Source organism: Mycobacterium sp. (genome assembly GCF_046330795.1).
Classification (GTDB): domain Bacteria; phylum Actinomycetota; class Actinomycetes; order Mycobacteriales; family Mycobacteriaceae; genus Mycobacterium.
The window spans coordinates 225,845-244,398 of record NZ_JAXLSA010000001.1 but is presented as its reverse complement, the minus strand read 5'-3'; the positions used below and the strand labels follow the sequence as shown (position 1 = coordinate 244,398).

16 protein-coding genes are annotated in these 18,554 nt (G+C 69.0%); 12 read left to right on the top strand and 4 right to left on the bottom strand.

Features of this window, described 5'->3' with window-relative positions; all coding sequences use genetic code 11:
• Positions 1–37 precede the first annotated feature (37 nt).
• A complete protein-coding gene (locus tag U0R18_RS01210; protein WP_526365132.1) occupies positions 38–1,087 on the top strand; it encodes a phosphotransferase family protein in 1,050 nt (349 codons plus the stop codon).
• On the opposite strand, the gene U0R18_RS01205 is transcribed toward U0R18_RS01210, so the two are convergent.
• The gene (locus tag U0R18_RS01205; RefSeq protein WP_526365130.1) at positions 1,082–3,865 is read right to left on the bottom strand and encodes an FAD-binding and (Fe-S)-binding domain-containing protein; all 2,784 of its coding nucleotides are present in this window, start codon (positions 3,863–3,865) and stop codon (positions 1,082–1,084) included. The two genes, U0R18_RS01210 and U0R18_RS01205, sit on opposite strands and share 6 nt — an antisense overlap.
• Before the next feature lie 30 nt (positions 3,866–3,895).
• Between U0R18_RS01205 and U0R18_RS01200 the strand changes: the two genes are divergently transcribed.
• The 5 genes from U0R18_RS01200 (at position 3,896) to U0R18_RS01180 (ending at position 8,982) form a co-directional block, all read left to right on the top strand.
• Positions 3,896–4,639: a GntR family transcriptional regulator gene (locus tag U0R18_RS01200; protein ID WP_526365128.1), complete on the top strand. Its 744-nt coding sequence runs from the start codon at positions 3,896–3,898 to the stop codon at positions 4,637–4,639.
• A 189-nt stretch (positions 4,640–4,828) separates the two neighbouring features.
• Complete coding sequence (locus U0R18_RS01195; protein ID WP_526365126.1) at positions 4,829–5,971, top strand: ABC transporter ATP-binding protein; 1,143 nt, start codon at positions 4,829–4,831, stop codon at positions 5,969–5,971.
• A gap of 60 nt (positions 5,972–6,031) precedes the next feature.
• The gene (locus tag U0R18_RS01190) at positions 6,032–7,240 is read left to right on the top strand and encodes a polyamine ABC transporter substrate-binding protein (protein ID WP_526365124.1); all 1,209 of its coding nucleotides are present in this window, start codon (positions 6,032–6,034) and stop codon (positions 7,238–7,240) included.
• Positions 7,241–7,246: 6 nt separating this feature from the next.
• Entirely contained in the window at positions 7,247–8,116 is an 870-nt protein-coding gene (locus U0R18_RS01185; protein ID WP_526365122.1) for an ABC transporter permease, read from the top strand.
• Positions 8,113–8,982: an ABC transporter permease gene (locus U0R18_RS01180; protein WP_526365120.1), complete on the top strand. Its 870-nt coding sequence runs from the start codon at positions 8,113–8,115 to the stop codon at positions 8,980–8,982. Before U0R18_RS01185 ends, U0R18_RS01180 begins: the two co-directional genes overlap by 4 nt.
• A 14-nt stretch (positions 8,983–8,996) precedes the next feature.
• Here U0R18_RS01180 and U0R18_RS01175 read toward each other — a convergent pair whose 3' ends face one another.
• Together U0R18_RS01175 and pncA are read right to left on the bottom strand one after the other, a co-directional pair.
• Positions 8,997–9,728, bottom strand: coding sequence for a nuclear transport factor 2 family protein (locus tag U0R18_RS01175; protein WP_526367341.1), 732 nt, complete (start codon positions 9,726–9,728; stop codon positions 8,997–8,999).
• A gap of 38 nt (positions 9,729–9,766) precedes the next feature.
• Positions 9,767–10,339: a pyrazinamidase PncA gene (pncA, locus tag U0R18_RS01170; protein WP_526365118.1), complete on the bottom strand. Its 573-nt coding sequence runs from the start codon at positions 10,337–10,339 to the stop codon at positions 9,767–9,769.
• A 34-nt stretch (positions 10,340–10,373) separates the two neighbouring features.
• Here pncA and U0R18_RS01165 point away from each other — a divergent pair, with 34 nt between their 5' ends.
• From U0R18_RS01165 to mmpH, 4 genes are all read left to right on the top strand, one after another.
• A complete protein-coding gene (locus tag U0R18_RS01165; RefSeq protein ID WP_526365116.1) occupies positions 10,374–13,295 on the top strand; it encodes an aminotransferase in 2,922 nt (973 codons plus the stop codon).
• A gap of 110 nt (positions 13,296–13,405) precedes the next feature.
• Positions 13,406–14,656 (top strand): MMP alpha-(1->4)-mannosyltransferase, encoded by a 1,251-nt coding sequence (gene manT / locus U0R18_RS01160; RefSeq protein WP_526367339.1) that lies wholly within the window; start codon positions 13,406–13,408, stop codon positions 14,654–14,656.
• Positions 14,650–15,396: a class I SAM-dependent methyltransferase gene (locus tag U0R18_RS01155; RefSeq protein ID WP_526365114.1), complete on the top strand. Its 747-nt coding sequence runs from the start codon at positions 14,650–14,652 to the stop codon at positions 15,394–15,396. The genes manT and U0R18_RS01155 overlap by 7 nt, the downstream gene beginning before the upstream one ends.
• A complete protein-coding gene (gene mmpH, locus U0R18_RS01150; protein ID WP_526365112.1) occupies positions 15,389–16,447 on the top strand; it encodes an MMP endo-(1,4)-3-O-methyl-alpha-D-mannosidase in 1,059 nt (352 codons plus the stop codon). The genes U0R18_RS01155 and mmpH overlap by 8 nt, the downstream gene beginning before the upstream one ends.
• On the opposite strand, the gene U0R18_RS01145 is transcribed toward mmpH, so the two are convergent.
• Complete coding sequence (locus U0R18_RS01145) at positions 16,444–17,100, bottom strand: class I SAM-dependent methyltransferase (RefSeq protein ID WP_526365110.1); 657 nt, start codon at positions 17,098–17,100, stop codon at positions 16,444–16,446. The two genes, mmpH and U0R18_RS01145, sit on opposite strands and share 4 nt — an antisense overlap.
• Positions 17,101–17,160: 60 nt before the next feature.
• On the opposite strand from U0R18_RS01145, the gene U0R18_RS01140 reads away from it, so the two are divergent.
• Both U0R18_RS01140 and U0R18_RS01135 read left to right on the top strand, forming a co-directional pair.
• On the top strand, positions 17,161–17,733 hold the full coding sequence (locus U0R18_RS01140) for a TetR/AcrR family transcriptional regulator (protein WP_526365108.1): 573 nt from the start codon (positions 17,161–17,163) through the stop codon (positions 17,731–17,733).
• A gap of 3 nt (positions 17,734–17,736) precedes the next feature.
• Positions 17,737–18,528: a serine hydrolase gene (locus U0R18_RS01135; RefSeq protein ID WP_526365106.1), complete on the top strand. Its 792-nt coding sequence runs from the start codon at positions 17,737–17,739 to the stop codon at positions 18,526–18,528.
• The last annotated feature ends 26 nt before the right edge of the window (positions 18,529–18,554 follow it).

The window sequence follows — 18,554 nt, the reverse complement described above, 5'->3', positions numbered from 1 at the left end:
ATGTTACATACGGAGGTTCTGACGTAAAGTAACCGGCATGGCCGGCATTTCCCTCGCCCAGCGCGACCTCGTCGAGACCCGCACCCAGCTCACCGCCTGGTTCGGCGAGCGGTTGGGCCAGCCGGACGTCGAACTGTCCGAGCTGCGGGCAGCCAACAAGGCCTCCGGCTGGTCCAGCGAGTCGTTGGTGTTCAGCGCCGGCAGGGACGGCTCGACATCCGAGTACGTCATCCGTATTCCGCCGGCCGGTGGCGGCATCTTCGACGAGTATGACCTGGCGGGCCAGACCAGGACGCAGGAACTGTTGCACGGCTATGGCATTGCCACCCCGTCACCGATCCACTACGAGCCCGACAGCGGGTGGATCGGGTCCCGATTCATGGTGATGCCACGGATCACCGGTCACACGCATTCCGATATGACCTACGCCAGCCGGGGCTGGCTGCACGACGCCGGGCCGCAGGTGCAGCGGCGTCTGCACGACGGCTTCCTGGACACCCTGGCGGCACTGCAGCGGGTTCCCGTCGCCGAGGCCCCGTGGTTGCAACGCAGCCAGGGAGTGGGCACCGCGGGCGAATTGGGTTGGTGGCGCGAATATCTCGATTGGGCCACCGACAGTGATGCACCCGAGCTGATGATCCGCGCCTTCGGCTGGTTGGAACGCAACCAGCCCACTGATGCCGGGCCGCTGGCGGTCAGCTGGGGGGATGCCCGGTTGTCCAACACCATCTGTGATGACACCGGAACCATCGTGGGAGTAATCGACTGGGAGCAGGCCTGTGTCTGCCCGGCCGAGGCCGACCTCGGCTGGTGGCTGGCCACCCGGCGGCAGATGCTGGAATCCCAAGGGATGCAGGCTGATCCGGAGCTACCCGGCTTCGACAGCCGCGCCCGAGTGATCGAACGCTACGAAGAGATGATCGGTCGGCCGCTGCGGGGCCTGGAGTGGTACGAGATGTTCTCGATGATCCGGATGGGCTGTTGCATCCTGCGCATGCAGATGCTGCTGCGTCGGCTCGGGCTGACCGACCACGCTTTCCTACGCGCCCCGCTGTTGTCGGCCTGGGTCATCGACGCGATCTCATAGCCCGTCGGCCAGCAGCTGGGCCAGGTGCCGGCCGCGCCGGTCGGTCAGATCGGCCAGCTGGGTGCGGCAGGAGAAGCCGTCGGCCAGGATCTCGGTGTCGGCCGGCGCGGCGGCCACCGCGGGACGCAGCTGCTGATCGGCGACGGCCACCGACACCTCGTAGTGCCCCTTCTCGACGCCGAAGTTCCCGGCCAGCCCGCAGCAGCCGCCCAGGCGCTGCACCGTCGCACCCGCCGACCGCAGCAGTTGCTCGTCGGCACCCCACCCCATCACCGCGTGATGATGGCAATGCGGTTGGGCCACAACCGAAGTACCGTCCAGGGCGGGCGGTTCCCAGCCCCGCTCGACCAGCAGCTCGGCCAGGGTCCGGGTGCGCTCGGCGACCGCCAGGGCCTCCGCCGCACCCGGCGCCGGCAACAACTCGGCGGCATCGGAACGCAGCACTGCCGTGCAGGAGGGCTCCATGCCGACGATCGGGACCGAACCGGCCAGGGCGGTCACGGTGCGGCCCAGGATCTTGCGGGCCGCATCCAGTTGCCCGGTCGATATCCAGGTCAGCCCGCAGCACTGCTGGCGGTCGGTCAGCCGGGGTGAATAACCGGCAGCCTCCAGCACCCGGACGGTGGCCACCCCGACGTCGGGTGTGAAGTAGTTGGTGAAGGTGTCGACGAACAGCAGCACCGGATCGCCGGGGGCCGCCGGACGACCGCGGAACCAGGATCGGAATGTCCTGCGCGCGAACGGCGGAATGCTGCGGCGCGGATCCACTCCGGCCATCGACATTCCGGCCGCACGCACGCCCGGCAGACCCGTGGCGACGTTGGCCACCCGCGGCAACCGGGAGGCCAGGGCCGCCCAGCGCGGCAGCCGGCCCAGCGAGTAGTGCGCGGCCGGACGCATCCGGCCCCGGTAGCTCTGGTACAGCACCTCGGCCTTGTAGGCCGCCATATCGATTCCGGTCGGGCAATCCGAGAGACATCCCTTGCAGGACAGGCACAGATCCAGCGCGTCGTGCACCTCCGGAGCACGCCACCCGCCGGTGACCGCGGTTCCGTTGATCATCTCCTGCAGCACCCGGGCCCGGCCCCGGGTCGAATCCTTCTCCTCCCGGGTGGCCTGGTACGACGGGCACATCACGCCGCCCGCGGCGGTGTTATCGGCCCGGCACTTCCCGACGCCGGTGCACCGGTGCACCGCCTGGGTGAAGTTCCCACCGTCGCCGTGATAGGCGAAGGCCAGATCCCGGCGCCACACCGGGGCCGGCTCACGCAGATCGGCGTCCAGCGGACGCGGATCGACGATCACACCCGGGTTGAGGATGTTGTCGGGATCGACCACATTCTTGACGGCCGCGAACAATGCCAGCGCCGCCGGCGAGTACATCAGCGGGAGCAGTTCGCCCCGGGCCCGGCCGTCGCCATGCTCACCCGACAGCGAACCGCCGTAACCGGCCACCAGGTGCCCGGCGGCCAGCAGGAATTCCCGGAAAACCGTTGTCCCGCTGGGCTTCTGCAGGGGAAAGTCGATCCGGATGTGCAGGCAGCCGTCGCCGAAGTGACCGTACGGCAGGCCGGTCAGGCCGTATTCGGTCATCAGTGCGTCGAAGTCACGCAGATAGTCCCCCATCCGGTCCGGGGGCACCGCGGCGTCCTCCCAACCCGCATGCGCCGGCAGGCCCGCCGGGCTGCGGCTGGACAGCCCGGCGCCGTCGGCCCGGATCCGCCACAGTGCACCCGCCTGGCCGGTGTCGGTCACTACCATGGATTCGACTGCCTCACAGCCGGTTCCGAGTGCCGACGCACGTGACGATAGCTCGGCCGGCTCATCGCCGGTGAGCTCCACGAACAGCCACGCCGCACCCCGCGGCAGCGGCGGCACCGCGGCCGGGCCACGCCGATCGCGCACCACGTCGACAATGCGGGAATCGATGCCCTCGCAGGCCACCGGACCGTACGTCAGCACCTGTGGTGTCGCATCGCCGGCCGCGGCGATATCCGGATAGCCCAGCAACACCAGCACCCGATGGGCCGGTTCGGAGACCAGCCGCACGGTGGCCTCGGTGATGACCGCCAGCGTGCCCTCGCTGCCCGCCAGCAATCGGTGTGCGCCGAAACCGTTCTCGGGCAACAGATTCTCCAGCGCGAAACCGGAAACCTGCCGGCCGAATCTGCCGAATTCGGTCCGGATGGTCGCCAGACCGGCGCGGGTGACCTCGCGCAGACCGTCGCGTACCGCGGGCGCGTCCCACGCCGCCCCGGTTCCGGTGATGGCCTTGACCCCCAACAGGTTGTCGCTCGTCCGGCCGTATCCGAGCGCGCGGGTCCCGCACGCGTTGTTGCCGATCATCCCGCCGATGGTGCAGCGCGACGACGATGACGGATCCGGTCCGAACCGCAGGCCGTGCAAGGCGGCGGCGCGCTGCAGGTCCTCCTGCACGACGCCCGGCTGCACGGTGGCCGTCGCCGCGTCCGGGTCCACCGCGAGCACCCGGCCCATATGCCGGCTGAAGTCCAGCACCACGCCGGTGCCGACGGCGTTGCCCGCGATCGATGTCCCGGCGCCGCGGGCGGTGACCGGAACGCCCTCGGCCCGGCAGACCTCGAGCACGACGGCCACCTCATCGGCGTCCCGCGGGGCGGCCATCAGCAGCGGTGGGACGCGATACAGGGAAGCGTCCGACGAGTACAGGGCGCGGGTGGTGCCGTCGCTGCGGACGTCGGCCAGCCCGGCCTGCAGCAGGCGCCGGCGCAGGTTGTCGGCATCACTCACAGGTAGCATGCTACACACGTGGCATGCTACAGTTCGCCGGTGGCGCAGGGTCTCCCCGACCTCGAACCGCTCGATCCGTCCGGCGGTCGGCGCGTCGAGCAGGCGGTCGCCGCCGTGCGAGCGGCCATCGACGACGGCCGGATGAAGCCCGGGGTGCGGTATTCGGCCTACCAACTCGCCGCGTCCCTGGGCGTCTCCCGCACGCCGGTCCGCGAGGCACTGCTGCGCCTCGAGGAGGTCGGGCTGATCACCTTCGAGGCGCGTCAGGGATTCCGGATCCGGCTCCCCCGCGCATCCGACATCGCCGACATCTTCGCGGTCCGCCTGGCCCTGGAACTGCCCGCGGTCCGACGCGCCGCCGGCGCCGCGCACGACGGGCTGGCCAACGCCCTGCGGGCCGAACGCGCACTGATGCGCGCGGCGGCCGAAGCCGGCGGCGAGGACGAGTTCATGCGCCATGACCTGCGGTTGCATGATCTGATCCTGGAGTGGGCCGGCAACCAGCGTGCCCGCGACATCGTCAGGGCCCTGCGCGAGGCCACCCGCCTGCTGGGGGCCTCGACCGCCGAACGCACCCGGTCGATCGCCGACATCGACGCCGAACACACGCCCGTCGTCGACGCCATCCTGGCCGGACAGCCAGACGCGGCCGCCGCCGCGATGCGCGCACACCTGGTCAACACCGGGCGCCTACTGGTCGGCCAGGCGCTGCGGGACGAACTGTGCCCGGCCGAACCCGGTCCCGGCGACGTCGACCGGATCTGGTTCGCGGCCGTCGACTGAACAACAGAATCCATCGCCGAAGTGAACTTTGGGGACGGAATCGGTTGCGGCATCCGCACGGATGGGTGATCGTTATCGGACGGGGGAAACGAGCAGAGAGGTCGAGTCCTGACCGAGATCGGCACGCAGGCCACAGACAGCCACTCAGGACAGCAGCAACGCCGAGTAGCGCCTCCCGGGGGCGCTCCTGTGATCGAGATCGATCACGTCACCAAGCGGTTCGACGATTACGTCGCGGTTGCCGACGCCGACTTCTCCATCGGTTCCGGCGAGTTCTTCTCGATGCTGGGACCGTCGGGCTGCGGCAAGACCACGACGCTGCGGATGATCGCCGGTTTCGAGACGCCGACCGACGGCGCCATCCGGCTCGAGGGCACCGACGTATCGCGAGTACCGCCCCACAAGCGCAACGTCAACACCGTCTTCCAGCACTACGCCCTGTTCCCGCACATGAGCGTGTGGGACAACGTGGCGTACGGGCCCCGCAGCCAGAAGAAGGGAAAAGAGGAGGTCAAGCGCAGCGTCGACGAACTGCTCGAGGTCGTTCGGCTGACCGATTTCGCCCTGCGCAAACCGGCGCAGCTCTCCGGCGGCCAGCAGCAGCGCGTGGCCCTGGCCCGCGCCCTGGTCAACTATCCCAGCGCCCTGCTGCTCGACGAGCCGCTCGGTGCGCTGGACCTCAAACTGCGCCACGTCATGCAGTTCGAGCTCAAGCGCATCCAGCGTGAGCTCGGCATCACGTTCGTCTACGTCACCCACGATCAGGAGGAGGCGCTGACGATGAGTGACCGCATCGCGGTCATGAACGCCGGGAACGTCGAGCAGATCGGCACGCCCACCGAGATCTACGACCGGCCCTCGACCGTGTTCGTCGCCAGCTTCATCGGCCAGGCCAACCTGTGGCACGGCCGCCAGACGGGCCGCGCGGGCCGGGCGGGCGGGCAGGATCTGGTCGAGGTCGAGGTGCTGGGAACCAAACTGCCGGCCGCACCGGGCGCCACCACGATCGAGCCCGGGGGTCAGGCCACGCTGATGATCCGGCCCGAGCGGGTGCGTGTCAGCATGGAGATCCCAGCCTCCCCGGCCGGCGATCTGGCCGTCATCCCCGCCACCGTCACCGATCTGACCTTCCAGGGGCCGGTGGTGCGGTTGGGCCTGGCGGCTGCCGACGATTCCCCGATCGTTGCCCACATCGGGCCCGATGACGATCTGCCGATGCTGCGTCCGGGCGATCAGGTGCACGTCAGTTGGGCGCCGTCGGCGTCGCTGGTGCTGCCGGCCGCCGACATCCCCACCACCGAGGATCTCGAGGAGATGCTCGACGACTCCTGACCCACCCGGAGCATCGAGCCCACCCAATCCCCAATCCCCCCGACGAAAGGCAGCGCAGGCATGGCCTCCAACGACGAATTCGATCCCCAACTCCTGGCCGCTCGACTGGGCGCCAACCGCACGTCCCGGCGCCGATTCCTGGGACGGGGCGGCGCCGCCGCGGCGGCCCTCGTTCTCGGGCCGTCGTTCCTGGCCGCCTGCGGGTCGAAGGACTCCGGCGGTGGCGGCACGACGGCCACGGCAACCACCGCGGACGACGGCGCCAAGGCCTCCGGCCATCTGCGGATCTCGAACTGGCCGCTGTACATGGCCGACGGCTTCGTCGCCGGGTTCCAGACCGCCTCGGGCCTGACGGTCGACTACAAGGAGGACTTCAACGACAACGAGGAATGGTTCGCCAAGAACAAGGAGCCGTTGTCGCGCAAGCAGGACATCGGCGCCGATCTGGTGGTGCCCACCCAGTTCATGGCGTTGCGGCTCAAGCAACTCGGCTGGCTCAACGAGATCAGCGAAACCCGGGTGGCCAACCGCAAGAACCTGCGGCCCGACCTGCTGAACGACGCGTCCGATCCGGGCCGCAAGTACACGGCGCCCTACATGACGGGCATGGTGGGGCTGGCCTATAACAAGGCGGCCACCAACCGGCCGATCACCAAGATCGACGACCTGTGGGATCCCGCCTTCAAGGGCAAGGTCAGCCTGCTGTCGGACACCCAGGACGGCCTGGGCATGATCATGTCCTCACAGGGCAACTCCCCCGAGCAACCCACCCTGGCGACCGTCCAGAAGGCGGTCGACCTGATCAAGGAACAGAAGGACAAGGGCCAGATCCGGCGCTTCACCGGCAACGACTACGCCGACGATCTGGCAGCCGGCAATATCGTTGTGGCGCAGGCATATTCGGGTGACATCGTGCAGCTGCAGGCCGATAACCCGGACCTGGATTTCATCATCCCGGAGTCCGGCGGCGACTGGTTCATCGACACCCAGGTGATCCCGTACACCACGCAGAACCAGCATGCCGCCGAAGCGTGGATCGACTACGTCTACGACCGGCCCAACTACGCCAAGCTGGTCGCATTCACCCAGTACGTGCCCGTTCTCTCGGACATGACCGAGGAACTCGACAAGATCGACAAGAAGCTGGCGGCCAACCCACTGATCAACCCGACCGACGCGATGAAGGCCAACCTCAAGACCTGGCCGGCACTGTCCGACGAGGACACGCAGGCGTTCAACGCCGCATACGCCGCCGTCACCGGCAGCTGAGCGCCGATGGCAGGGGTAGCCAGCAGCAGTCGCCAGCGGAGCAGGATCGCGCCGTACCTGATGATCCTGCCCGGGCTGGCCTATCTCGCGATCTTCTTCGTGGTGCCGTTCATCTCGCTGTTCCGTACGTCGCTGTCCACCATGGGCGGCTCGGTGTACCTGCCGAAGCTGACCTTCGCGTGGGACTTCGGCAACTACGGGCAGGCGTTCACGCTGTACCACGAGCAGATCGTCCGGTCACTGGTGTATGCCCTTGCGGCAACCGTGATCTCGCTGTTGCTGTCCTATCCCCTGGCCTACGTCATCGCATTCAAATCGGGTCGCTACAAGAACCTCCTGCTCGGTCTCGTGGTGCTGCCGTTCTTCGTGACGTTCCTGGTGCGCACCCTGGCGTGGAAGACGATCTTCGCCGACGACGGCTTCTTCGTGCGGCTGCTGGACACGCTGGGACTGGTCGACGGCCGGCTGCTGTCCACCCCGTGGGCGGTCATCGGCGGCCTGGTCTACAACTCGATGACGTTCATGATCCTGCCGCTCTACGTGAGCCTGGAGAAGATCGACCCGCGGCTGATCGAGGCATCCAAGGATCTGTACAGCTCGGCGTTCCGGGCGTTCCGGAAGGTGATCCTGCCACTGTCGCTGCCGGGTGTGATCGCCGGTTCCATGCTCGTGTTCATCCCGGCCGTGGGTGATTTCATCAACGCCGACTACCTGGGCAGCACGCAGACCACGATGATCGGCAACGTCATCCAGAAACAGTTCCTGGTGGTCAAGGACTATCCGGCCGCCGCGGCGCTCAGTTTCGTGCTGATGGCGATGATCCTGGTGGGCGTGCTGTCGTACGCCCGCGCCCTGGGCACGGAGGACCTGGTATGACGGCGCCGGCCGCGGTGGCGGAGTCCCTGGAGAAGGCTGGGGCCGCGCGGCGCGGGCTGCGCGGGTCCTGGGGTTTCCGAGGCAACGGGCGATTCGGCGATCTGGCGCTACGCATCGTCGCCGGTCTGGTGATGCTCTATATCTTCCTGCCGATCTTCGTGATCGTACTGTTCTCCTTCAACAAGCCGGCCGGCAAGTTCAACTACACGTGGCAGGGCTTCACCCTGGAGAACTGGCTCAATCCGTTCAAGTACCCGGCCCTGACCAAGGCACTGCAGATGAGCCTGACGGTGGCCGCGGTCTCGACGGCGATCGCACTGGTGCTCGGCACCCTGCTGGCGATCGCCCTTGTGCGGCAACGATTCCGGGGCAGCAAGACCGTCGAGACGTTCCTGGTGCTGCCGTTGACCGCGCCCGAGGTGGTGATGGGTGCCTCGCTGCTGACGCTGTTCCTCGACCTGGGCTGGGCCACCGGGTTCGCCACGATCATCATCGCGCACGTGGCATTCCAGATCAGTTTCATCGCGATGACCGTGCGCGCCCGGGTTCGCGGCTTCGACTGGACGCTCGAGGACGCGTCGCTGGACCTGGGCGCCGGACCGGCCCGGACGTTCTTCAAGGTGACCCTGCCGCTGATCGTTCCAGGCATCGTCGCCGCCGGAATGCTGTCCTTCGCGCTGTCCCTCGACGACTTCATCATCACGTACTTCGTCAGCGGCTCGACGGTGACGTATCCGTTGTTCGTCAACGCGGCGGTCAAGGCCGCCGTACCGCCGCAGATCGACGTGCTGGCCACGGCCATTCTGCTGGTCAGCCTGATCCTGCTGGCGGTCGGGACGCTCTACCGCCGCAAGCGCGACATCTGAACTGATCCGGGAAATCAGGCGAAGAAGCGCACCGCGCGGAACGTCTCGTCGTCGGCGAAGTCGAAGATGAGCACCCCGCGCGGCTCCGATCGGCCGGCGGTCAGCGACACCGTGATCGAGTGGCCGGCCGCCAGGATCTTGCTGGTGTGAGCACCGCGCAACCGTTGGTCCAGCAGCCCGAGATCGACGTCCACCTTGGCGCCGTGACCGAGGATCCGGCGGGTCGACAGCTCGTCGCCGCCGGACAGCGCGGCGAGCAGATCGTCGACCTTGGCCCGCGCCCGGCGTCCGGGCCGGCGCAGCCCGCGGGCGAACCCGAACGCACCGTCGGCGCCCTGGTTGGCCAGCAGCGCCCGCGAGAGCGTCAGGCCGGCGCTCATCGCGGGCACGCCCTGCCTGGCGAACTGCACCATCATCGGCGCGAGTTCCCAATAGGCTTGCAGCGAAGCGATTTTCAGCCCCTCGGCGGTGTCGGTCAGCCGGTAGACCAGCACCGCCGGGATCTGCATGGCGACGGCCGCGCTCATCCGGACGTTCAGCGTCAGATCCCGCACCACCGTCGACCCCGCGACGAAATCCGCGCGGGAGTCGAAGGTGATCTCCCGGGGCCCGATGAACGTGTCGTAGAACCGGCCGATCTGGACGTGGCCGACGTGCGGGGTGGACCCCACCGGATCCTCCACCCGGCCGTCGTGGGCGAACAGCCCGAGCCATTCGGCGCGGTCGCGCCGGCCGGCCGCATCCAGCGAGAGTTCGGCTGCGGCAAGGAATTCCGTGGCGGTACTCAGCGCGCGTTCCCAGGTCCGGCGACGAGTTCGACCCCGGCGGCGCGCAGCGCGGCCAGCGCTTCCTCGATGGATTCGGGGGCCACCCCCGCGGTCAGGTCGAGCAGTACCCGGGTGGTGAATCCGTTGGCGACCGCGTCGGCCGCCGTGGCCCGCACGCAGTAGTCGGTCGCGATGCCCACCACGTCCACGGCGTCCACGTCGTGGGTGCGCAGCCACGAGGCCAGGGGCGTCTCGGTGTCGTCGGCGCCCTCGAACCCGCTGTAGGCCGCGGCGTGGGCGCCCTTGCGGAAGACGGCCTCGACGGCCTGGGTGTCCAGGTCGGGGTGGAACTCCGCGCCGGCCGTCGTCGCCACGCAGTGCCGCGGCCAGGACGAGGCGAAATCCGGATGGTCGGAGAAGTGCGCGCCCGGGTCGATATGGAAGTCCTTGGTGGCGACCACATGGTCGTAGCCATGCTCCCCCGCGAGCCGGTCGCTGATCGCCCGGGCCACGGCCGCCCCGCCGGCGACGGCCAGGGAGCCGCCCTCGCAGAAATCGTTCTGCACGTCGACGATGATCAGCGCACGCATGCACCCACCGTATCTAAGATGACCTCCGATGAGGATGAGCGAGCCGTTCGACTTCTTCCAGGCGGGTGAACTGCCCGCGCCGGTCGTTTCGGTGCCCGATGCGGTGGCCATCGCGCGGGACCATTTCGGACTCGCCGTCACCGCCACCGCGCTCGGCAGCCAGCAGGACGCCAACTTCCTGTTGCGTGGTGCCACCGGTGAACCGGTCGGGGTGCTGAAGGTGGCCAACCCGGCATTCGGACGCGTCGAGATCGAGGCCCAGGACGCCGCGGCGACGTTCCTGGCCGATGCGGGCCTGCGGGCGGCCCGCAACATCACGCCGATCGCCGAGGTGCCCGACGGCTCGGGCGGCACGCTGTTCGCCCGGATCATCGACTTCCTCGACGGCGGCACCATGAGTGGCGACGGCTACGTGCCGCCGCACCGGTGGGCGGCGCTGGGCTCGCTGGTCGGGCGCGCCGGTACCGCGCTGGCCGGGTTCGACCATCCCGGTCTGCAGCGCACACTGCAGTGGGATCTGCGGCACGCCGATCGCACCATCGAGCTGCTGGCCCACTACGTCGCCGAACCCAGCCGACGGCATCTGGTGCAGACCGCCACCGCGGCCGCCTGGCGCACGGTGGCCGGCCTCGCGGCCGATCTGCCAATGCAGGCGATCCACGGGGACATCACCGACGACAACGTCGTCTGCGGACGTGGCCTCGGCGGCGCCGACCAATCACCGGACGGCATCATCGATTTCGGCGACCTCACCCACTCGTGGGCCATCGGCGAGCTCGCCGTGACGGTGTCCGCGGTGCTGCGCCACGAGGGCGGCGAGCCCGCCGCGGCACTGCCGTTGATCGCCGCCTTCCACCAGGTACGGCCGTTGCGCGACAGCGAGATCGCCGCCCTGTGGCCGCTGGTGGTGCTGCGCGCGGCCACCCTGGTGGTCAGCGGCAATCAGCAGGCCGCCGTCGACGCCGACAACGAGTACGCCTCCGGAGCCCTCGAGTTCGAATGGCGGATCTTCGAGCGCGCCGTGTCCGTGCCGAGTGACGTCATGACCGCGCTGATCGCCGACGCGGTGCGCCGCCCGGCAGCCGCACACACGCCGGAGCTGGCTCCGATTCTCGCCGGTGTCGTGGCCGATGACGTTGTGCTGCTGGACTTCTCGGCCCTGTCCGACCTGGTGGACGCGGGCGCCTGGCTCGACACCGGGTGCGAGCAGGATGCCGCCGCGCGCGCACTGGCCGCCGGGGCACCGGCCGCCGTGACCCGGTACGGCGCTCCGCGACTGACCAGATCCGTTGCACTGCACCATGACTCACCGGCTACCGTGCCGACCGGTATCGACGTGTGGCTCGCCGACGCGACGTCCGTGACGGCGCCACTGGACGGGGTGGTCGAGTCGGCCGCCGAGGGCGAGGTGATCCTGGCCGGCCCCGACGGCGTCGTCGTGGTGGTGCGCGGGCCTTCGGTCCGGCCCGCTGAGCTCACCGGACACGCCGTGGCCGCCGGCGCGCCCCTGGCGACCGCGGGTCCGGGCCGGGTCTGGCTGCAGATCCGCACCGGCGACTCCGACCTTTCGGTGCCGGCATTCGTCCGGCCCGAGTACGCGCCCGGCTGGCTGGCCCTGTCCGCCGACCCGGCGCCACTGCTGGGCCTGGCCCCGCGATCGGGGGCCGACGAGGACGCCGACGACCTGGTCCGGCGCCGCGAGGGGGCCCTGGCCGGCGTGCAGGAGCAGTACTACCGGCGTCCGCCCCGGATCGAACGGGGCTGGCGCGAGTACCTGTGTTCCGTCGACGGCCGCAGCTACCTGGACATGGTGAACAACGTCGCGGCCATCGGGCACGGCCACCCCGACCTGGCCGACGCCGTCGCCCGGCAGTGGCGCCGGCTCAACACCAACTCCCGGTTCAACTACCGCGCGATCGCCGACTTCTCGCAGCGCCTGGCCGCCACCCTGCCCGACCCCCTGGACACGGTGTTCCTGGTCAACTCCGGCTCCGAGGCCGTCGACCTGGCCCTGCGGCTGGCCATGGCCACCACCGGGCGCCACGACGTCGTCGCCGTGGCCGAGGCCTATCACGGCTGGACCTACGCCACCGACGCGATCTCGACCTCGGTGGCCGACAATCCCAACGCCCTGACCACCCGGCCGCCTTGGGTGCACACCGTCACCAGCCCGAACAGCTATCGGGGTGAGCATCGCGGCGCGGCGGCCGGACGGTACGCCGACGAGGCGGTCGACATCATCGAAACCCTTGTCGCCGAGGGCCATTCACCGGCCGCGTTCATCTGCGAACCGTTCTACGGAAACGCCGGCGGCATCGCGCTGCCCGACGGCTACCTGCCCGCGGTCTACCGGGCGGTGCGCGCGGCCGGCGGGCTCGCCATCGCCGACGAGGTCCAGGTCGGCTATGGCCGCCTGGGCCGCTGGTTCTGGGGATTCCAGGGCCAGCAGGTCGTGCCCGACATCGTCACGGTGGCCAAATCGATGGGCAACGGTCAGCCGCTGGGTGCCGTCATCACCACGCGGGCCATCGCCGACGCCTACCGGACCCAGGGCTACTTCTTCTCCTCGGCCGGCGGCAGTCCGGTGTCGTGCGTGGTCGGGCTGACCGTCCTGGACGTCATCGAACGCGAGGGCCTGCAGCACAACGCCCTGGTGGTCGGGGATCACCTGCGTGCGCGGCTGGCCGACATCGCCACCCGTCATCCGCTGGTCGGAGCGGTGCACGGTTGCGGGCTGTATATGGGAGTGGAGCTGGTACGCGATCCGGTGACGCTGGAACCGGCCGTGGCGGAGACATCGGCGATCTGCGAGCGCATGCGTGAGCTGGGCATCATCGTCCAGCCCACCGGCGACCGGATGAACGTGCTGAAGATGAAGCCACCGATGTGCCTGTCCGTCACGGCCGCCGACTTTTTTGCCGACACGCTCGAGCGGGTACTCAGCACCGGTTGGTGACCGGTCACCGGAAACCGGGCGCGTTGCGCCAGTTAGCTCAGCGAACTAAGGTCCAGACACATGTCCAGCTTTATCCCCGGTGATTTCCGAGTGGCCGCGTGAGCCAGAAGTTGCGGATCGCGCTGCTGTCCTACCGCAGCAAGACCCACTGTGGCGGGCAGGGCGTCTACGTGCGCCATCTCAGCCGCGGGCTGGTCGAACTCGGCCACCACGTCGAGGTCTTCTCGGGCCCGCCGTACCCGGGCGGCCTGGATGAGCGCGTCATGTTGCGCGAGGTGCCCAGCCTGGACCTGTATCGCGAGCCCGACCCGTTCCGGGTGCCACGGCCCAGCGAGATCCGGGACGGCATCGACCTGCTCGAGCTGCTGACCATGTGGACGGCCGGCTTCCCCGAGCCCCGCACGTTCGGATTGCGGACCGCGCGCATCCTGGCCGACCGCCAGCGCGACCCGGCCGGCCGGTTCGACATCGTGCACGACAACCAGAGCCTGGGCACCGGTCTGCTGAAGATCGCCGCCGGCGGCACCCCCGTGGTGGCCACCGTGCACCATCCGATCACCCGGGACCGGGTGCTGGACCTGGCCGCCGCCAAGTGGTGGCGCAAACCGCTGGTGCACCGCTGGTACGGGTTCGCCGAGATGCAGAAGGACGTCGCTCGGCAGATCCCCGACCTGCTGACCGTGTCCACCACTTCGGCCGCCGATATCGCCGACGACTTCGGCGTCCACCCCGATCAGTTGCACGTCGTTCCGCTCGGCGTGGACACCGAGCTGTTCAAGCCGACCCTGCAGCCCCGGGTGCCGGGCCGGATCATCGCCATCGCCAGCGCCGACGTGCCACTCAAGGGTGTGTCGAACCTGCTGCAGGCCGTCGCCAAGTTGCGCACCGAGCGCGATGTGGAGCTGCAGCTGGTGGCGAAGCTGGAACCCAATGGCCCCACCGAGAAACGGATCGCCGAGCTCGGCATCTCCGATATCGTGCACATTTCCAGCGGGCTGTCCGACGCCGAACTCGCCGCGCTGCTGGCCTCCGCGGAGATCTCGTGCATCCCGTCGCTGTACGAGGGCTTCTCACTGCCGGCGGTGGAGGCCATGTCCAGCGGGACGCCCATCGTGGCCAGCCGGGCCGGCGCGCTACCGGAAGTGCTCGGTTCCGAGGGGCTGTGCGCCGAGCTCGTCAAACCCGGCGATGCGGAGGAACTGACCACTGTGCTTCGGAACCTGCTGGACTCACCCGAGCGGCGCTACCAGCTGGGGATCGCCGGCCGGCAACGGGCCGTGGATGTGTATTCGTGGGAATCCGTTGCCGCCCAGACGGTCTCCGTCTATCAGCGCGCGATCGAACGGAGCCGGGCATGCTGACAGTGGACTTCGACCGGCTCGGGATCGGGCCGGGCGTCTCGGTGATCGATGTGGGTGCGGGCGCCGGCCGGCACAGCTTCGAGGCCTACCGGCGTGGTGCGGACATCACCGCATTCGACATGAGCGAATCCGATATGTCCGATGTGGCAACGATGTTCGAGGCCATGGCCTTGGAAGGTCAGGTGGGTGAGTCCGCCCGCGCGAAGGCCGTCGTGGGCAACGCGCTGGAGCTGCCCTACGACGACGGCACCTTCGACGTGGTGATCGCCTCGGAGATCCTCGAGCACGTCCCGGCCGACGACGCTGCCATCGCCGAACTGGTCAGGGTGCTCAAACCCGGTGGGACACTGGCGGTCACGGTCCCCCGCTGGCTACCCGAACGGATCTGCTGGCTGCTCTCCGACGAGTACCACGCCAACGAGGGCGGGCACGTGCGGATCTACCGGGCCAGCGATCTGCGGGCGAAGATCGCGTCACGCGGTATGACGTTCGTGCACACGCATCACGCGCACGCCCTGCATTCGCCGTTCTGGTGGCTCAAGTGTGCGGTGGGCGTGGAGGACACGAAGAATCCGGCCGTCTCGGCCTACCACAAGCTGCTGGTCTGGGACATGATGTCGGCACCGGCCCTGACCCGCACCGCCGAGGCCGCCCTGGATCCACTGATCGGTAAGAGCGTGGCGCTCTACTTCGAGAAGCCCGCGCGCAGTGAGGTTCTCCGGGAGACGGCCGTTGGCTGACGTTCCGGACGTAGCCGGCGTGCTGTCCGCGCAACAATGCGTGGACACCGCGTCGTCCATCGCGCGGACACAGCATTCCAGCGGGGCGATCCCGTGGTCGACGTTCGGTCACACCGACCCGTGGGACCACGTGGAGTCCGCGATGGCCCTGACCGCCGCGGGCCTGATCGAGCCCGCCCGGGCCGCCTTCGAGTGGAGCCGCCGCACCCAGCGCGCCGATGGTTCCTGGCCCATCCAGTTTCGCGGTGACGTCATCGAGGACGCCAACGCCGACAGCAACTTCTGCGCCTATATCGCCGCCGGCGTATGGCATCACTTCCAGGTCACCGGCGACCACTCGTTCGCCGAACGGATGTGGCCGACGGTGCGGGCCGCCATCGACTTCGTCCTCGGACTCCAACTGCCCGGTGGCGAAATCGGTTGGGCTCGTTCATCTTCGGGTGTGCTCCCGGAAGCGCTGCTGACCGGTTCGGCCAGCATCTACCACAGCATCCGGTGCGCGTTGGCGCTGGCGGATCACCTGGACCGGCCGCAGCCGGAATGGGAGGTGGCCGTCGGAGCCCTGGGGCACGCCATCGTCGCGCACCCGGAGTCCTTCGCCGACAAACCGCACCATTCGATGGAGTGGTACTACCCGATCCTCGGCGGCGCCCTGCGCGGCCCGGACGCCGAGGCCCGGATCGACGCTCGGTGGGCCGATTTCGTGGTCAGCGGCCTGGGCATCCGTTGCGTCGACGACCGGCCCTGGGTCACCGGGGCCGAGACCTGCGAGTTGGTACTCACCCTGGACGCGCTGGGCGACCGTGACCGCGCCCTGGAACAGTTCGCCAATATGCAGCACCTGCGCGAGCGTGACGGGTCCTACTGGACCGGCCTGGTGTTCAGCGATGGCAAGCGCTGGCCGGTGGAGCGGACCACCTGGACCGGGGCGGCCGTGGTGCTGGCCGCCGACGCGCTGTCCGGCGCCACCGGTGGCAGCGGCATCTTCCGCGATGAACTGCCCCGGGGCCTGGAGAGCGACTTCGACTGCGAGTGCGTGACCCGGGGTTAGTCCACCGACTCGCCGGCCGAACCCGTGACCCGCTGCAGCACCCGCAGTGATCCGGTGACCGAAACCTCCTGGAACGCACCGCTGTCCAGCGCGCGGCGGTAGATCCGGTAGGGCGCCTGGCCCCCCTCGTCCGGGTTGGGGAACACGTCGTGGATCACCAACCCGCCACCGGCGTCGACCCATTTCACCCAGCCGTCGAAGTCGCGCTGGGCGGCCTCGTCGGTGTGCCCGCCGTCGATGAACAGGAACCGCAGCGGCGTGCTCCACCCGCGAGCAACCACCGGTGAACGGCCGACCACCGCGACCACGTGGTCGGGCAGGTCCATCGCGTCCAGCGTGTGCCGGAAGGTTCCCAGCGTGTCGAACAGCCCGGTGTGCGGGTCGACCATGGTGGTGTCGTGGTACTCCCAGCCGGCCTGGTGTTCCTCGGAGCCGTGGTGATGGTCGACGGTGTAGAGCACCCCGCCGGTGTCGGCGGCCGCCGCGCCCAGCAGCACCGTGGACTTGCCGCAGTACGTCCCGATCTCCACGCCGACCCCACCGTCGAGGTAGCGGCACGCGGCGTCATACAGCGCCTGCCCTTCGTCGGCGGGCATGAACCCGGTGACCCGCTCGGCGAGGTCGAAGAGGCGGGCGGTCTGGGAATCTGGCATGTAGGCAACCTAGCGCGTCGCCATTGCCGAGGTAAAAGGGGTGTAGTAGCGTCCGGACATGTGTCCGAACCGGTGGCCAGAGAGGCTACTCGCCGTCGGCTGACGGCCAAGCAGGCCGACACCGTCGACCGCCTCGGCCGCTCGGCCGTCGACGTCCTGAGCCGCGAGGGATTCGCCGGGCTGACCATCAGGATGGTCGCCGCGGAGGCCGGCGTCGGCGCGGCGACTGCCTACACCTACTTCTCCTCCAAGGAACATCTGGTCGCCGAGGTGTTCTGGCGCCGACTCGCCAACACCCCCGCCCCGCCGAACGACTCCCCCGACCCGACCACCCGTGCGGTCGCCGTACTGCGCGATACCGCCCTGCTGGTCTCGGACGAACCCGAACTGGCCGGCGCCGTGACCACGGCGCTGCTGGGCAAGGATCCCGACGTCGAACACCTGCGGCTGCGGATCGCCCAGGAGATCAACCGGCGGCTGGCCGAGGCCCTGGGCCCCGATGCCGACCCGGCCGTCGTCGAAACCCTCGAGTTGCTGTACGCCGGCGCCCTCGTGCGCGCCGGGATGGGCTACGCGTCGTATCAGCAGATCGCCGAACTCCTCGAGCGATCGACGCGAATGCTGCTGAGCTGAAACATGATTCGTGCGCTCTCCGTCCTGTTTCTGACCCTCGCTCTGATCGTTCCCGCCCCGGTGGCGCGCGCGGACGACCTGTCGGCCCGTATTGCCGCGGCCAATGCCTACCTGGCCACGCGGCCCGGCACCGTCGGATATGTGCTGCGCGACCGCAGCACCGGCGCCGCATACCGCAATCCCAATGCGGGAGCGCTCATCTGGACCGCGTCGACCATCAAACTGGCAATCGTCGTCGACCTCCTGGCGCGCACCTACGCCGGGCAGCTTCGCCTGAATGACCAGGACCGCCAACTGATCTCGGCCATGCTGCACTCGTCGGACAACGACGCCGCGGACACCCTCTGGGACCGTTACGGCGGGCCCGACCATCAGGCGTTCAACCGTAACTTCCCCCGCTACGGCATGCCCGGTGTGGTCCCCCAGCGCGGGTTCAGCGAGACCTTCCCGTACTGGGGCTTCCAGAAGGCCACCGCCGACGATCTCGACGGGCTGATCAACTACACGCTCACCCGCCTGAACCCGACCGACATCGCCACCATCGTGACGGCCATGCAGAACGTGGACGCCGACCAGCAGTGGGGGGTCTGGGGTGCCGGCCCGGCGATGGCGCCGGGGAACAAGAACGGCTGGTCGCAGGAACAGGGTGGCTGGGTGATCAACTCGGTCGGCTTCGCCGGCCCGAACCAGCGCTACACCCTGGCGATCATGAACGCCCTCGGTGATCAGGGCGGCTACGACGACGGCGTGCAGACCATCACGCATCTGGCCGCGCTGCTGCTCCGGCCCGCCTGAATCCGACAGCCAGCGCCGAGGGTGCA